Source organism: Streptomyces jumonjinensis, from assembly GCF_009600885.1.
In the GTDB taxonomy this organism is placed as follows: Bacteria; Actinomycetota; Actinomycetes; order Streptomycetales; family Streptomycetaceae; genus Streptomyces; species Streptomyces jumonjinensis.
On the sequence record NZ_VCLA01000129.1, the window covers coordinates 1 to 2,522 of the forward strand.

The following is a 2,522-nucleotide window of genomic DNA, read 5'->3' on the forward strand; positions in this document are numbered from 1 at the left end:
GCGGTACTCGGCTACTCCTGGTCGACCTCGACGTTCAACCGCGACCCGAAGTAACCGCCATGACAGCGCGGGCCGCCTTCCCGCACTATGCGGTGCCCTCAGGGCTAGCGGGTCTTGAGCTCCACCCAGACTGTTTTCCCCGCTCCGTGCCGCCGGGGGTCGCATCCCCAGCGCTCCGACAGGGCGCTGACGAGGAACAGCCCCCGGCCGCCCTCGTCGTCGGCTTCCGCCACCCGGGGCTCGGGGTGGCGGCTGTCCGTGTCGGAGACCTCCACCCGGAGCATTCCGTCGCCGTACGCGAGCCGTACGCCCAGCTCATCGCCACCCGGGGCGTTCGCGTGCCGTATGGCGTTGGCGACCAGCTCCGAGAGCAGCAGCTCCGCAGCGTCGACCGCGTCGCCGGTGATCCGCCAGGCGGCGAGCTGCTCCCGCAGCAGGGAACGGGCAGATCCCGCGGTGCGCGGGGTCCGGGGGAACTGCCAGCTGGTCTCGACGGTGTCGGAAAAGGACACGGAAGCCTCCGCAGGGTCGCAGTACAGACCGACGCATCTCTAGAGATGTCATGAGTGAAGCGTGATCCGCGGCGGAGCGCAAGTCGTCTCTAGAGATGTTCGAATCGCCCGTGTGTCGCCGGGGAATGCCGGGCGGGGGAAGTGCCTAGGATGTCTAGAGATGATCGGGGAGGGGCTCCACATGGAAAGCCAGGGCACCGGCCGACAGCCCAAGTACCAGCGCATCGCTGTCGAGCTGAAGGCCGCCATCGAGGACGGCCGTTACGGCCCCGGTGACCGGCTGCCCGGCGAGAACGACCTGATGGCCGCCTACGCCGTCGCCCGGATGACCGCCCGGCAGGCGCTCGGCGTTCTCCAGACGGAAGGGCTGGTCGAGGCGAGAAAGGGCGCGGGTGTCTTCGTGCGCGAGTACCGGCCGATCCGGCGTCGCGGCGTCCAGCGGCTCTCGGCAGGGCTGTGGGGCGAGGGCCGCTCCGTATGGGCGGTGGACGCCCAGGGCTGGGACCTGGAGGTCCAGTCGGTCACGGTCGCCGATGAGAAACCGCCGGAGGCGATCGGGCGGGTGCTCGGCCTCGCCGCGGGCGCGTCCGCGTGCGTGCGCAGACGGCGGTTCGCGCTCGACGGACGGCCCGTCATGCTGGCCACTTCCTATCTCGACGCCGCACTGGTGTCCGGTACCGCGATCGCCGAACCGGACACGGGTCCCGGCGGCATCTACGCCCGCCTCGGCGAGATCGGCCACGGTCCGGTCCGCTTCCGCGAGGAGATCCGCTCGCGCATGCCCACCCCGCAGGAGACCGACCGGCTCGCGCTGTCGGCGGGCACCCCGGTGGTCCTCATCTGCCGCACCGCTTTCACCGCCGAGGGATGGGCGGTCGAAGTCAACGACATGGTCCTCGACTCCTCCGCGTACATCCTGGAGTACGACTTCACCTCCTGACCCCCGGGCGGAGCGGCCCCCGCGCGCGATGAGACGGCGCTGAAACCTGCCCGATGGGTGAATGGACCCCCTACCGAGGGGGCCTGATGCCGCATCCGCTGCGCCACCGCACCGCCGCCGTCCTGCTCGCCGCCGCTCCGCTCGCGCCGTTGCTGTTACCGCCCGCCCCGGCGGCAGCCGCGCCGGAATCGCTCGAAGTAGCCTGTACCTCCATGGACGTGGAGCTGGCCTACCGACTCGGCCGGGACATTCTCGAAGCCGTCGACGCCGCCGGCTCCACCACCGCCGTCTACGTCCATGACCGCACCACCGGCACCACCTGCGAGGTGAACGCCGACCGGCGCTACGACTCGGCCAGCGTCGTGAAGGTCACCGTCCTCGGCGCGCTCCTCCTCGACGCACAGAAGCGGGGACGCGAGCTGACCTCGCGCGAGAAGTCCCACGCCCACGCGATGATCACCGCATCGAGCAACGCCTCGACCTCCGCCCTCTGGCAGCAGCTCGGCCGCGCCAGGATCGAGCGCTTCCTCAAGGCCGCCGGGATGACCGACACCGTCCCCGGCGCGGGCGGCTACTGGGGCCTCACCCAGATCACCGCCCGCGATCAGGGCAGACTCCTCGATCTGCTGACCGCGAAGAACGATCTGCTCAGCGACGACTCCCGCGCCTACGCCCTGAAGCTGATGGGCCAGGTGATCCCCGCCCAGCGCTGGGGCACCCCCGCCGGGGCCACCGCGACCGCCCATCTGAAGAACGGCTGGCTGCCGCGTGCTGCGCACGGCTGGCGGGTCCACTCCATCGGGGCCTTCGCCGGTGACGGCCGTGACTACACCATCTCCGTGCTGACCCAGGACAACGCGGCGATGAGCGAGGGCGTGAAGACCATCGAGGCCGTCTCCCGGGCAGTCCACCGGCATCTCTGACCGCGCCCGCCCGCCGCCGTGGATCGCACCTGCCGGGCGCCGTGGACCGCACCTGCCCGGCACCGCGGACCGCGCCCATCCGCGCCGCCGAGCCCATGCCCGCCCGGCACCCTGACCCGCCCCGGAGACCCCCGCCACAGGCCACAA

General features: G+C 71.4%; 3 protein-coding genes. 2 read left to right on the forward strand and 1 reads right to left on the reverse strand.

The window, feature by feature from the left end:
* Nucleotides 1-104: 104 nt before the first annotated feature.
* Entirely contained in the window at nucleotides 105-512 is a 408-nt protein-coding gene (locus FF041_RS15205; protein WP_323391892.1) for an ATP-binding protein, read from the reverse strand.
* Between the two features lie 181 nt (nucleotides 513-693).
* Here FF041_RS15205 and FF041_RS15210 point away from each other — a divergent pair, with 181 nt between their 5' ends.
* Both FF041_RS15210 and FF041_RS15215 read left to right on the forward strand, forming a co-directional pair.
* Nucleotides 694-1,452, forward strand: a complete 759-nt coding sequence (locus FF041_RS15210; protein ID WP_153523334.1) for a GntR family transcriptional regulator — start codon at nucleotides 694-696, stop codon at nucleotides 1,450-1,452.
* A gap of 86 nt (nucleotides 1,453-1,538) precedes the next feature.
* The gene (locus FF041_RS15215) at nucleotides 1,539-2,375 is read left to right on the forward strand and encodes a serine hydrolase (protein ID WP_153523335.1); all 837 of its coding nucleotides are present in this window, start codon (nucleotides 1,539-1,541) and stop codon (nucleotides 2,373-2,375) included.
* Nucleotides 2,376-2,522 lie beyond the last annotated feature (147 nt).

Excerpts from the sequence above, each read along its gene's own strand:
- FF041_RS15210 (WP_153523334.1), top strand. The coding sequence starts at position 694 with ATGGAAAGCCAGGGCACCGGCCGACAGCCCAAGTACCAGCGCATCGCT.
- FF041_RS15215 (WP_153523335.1), top strand. The coding sequence starts at position 1,539 with ATGCCGCATCCGCTGCGCCACCGCACCGCCGCCGTCCTGCTCGCCGCC.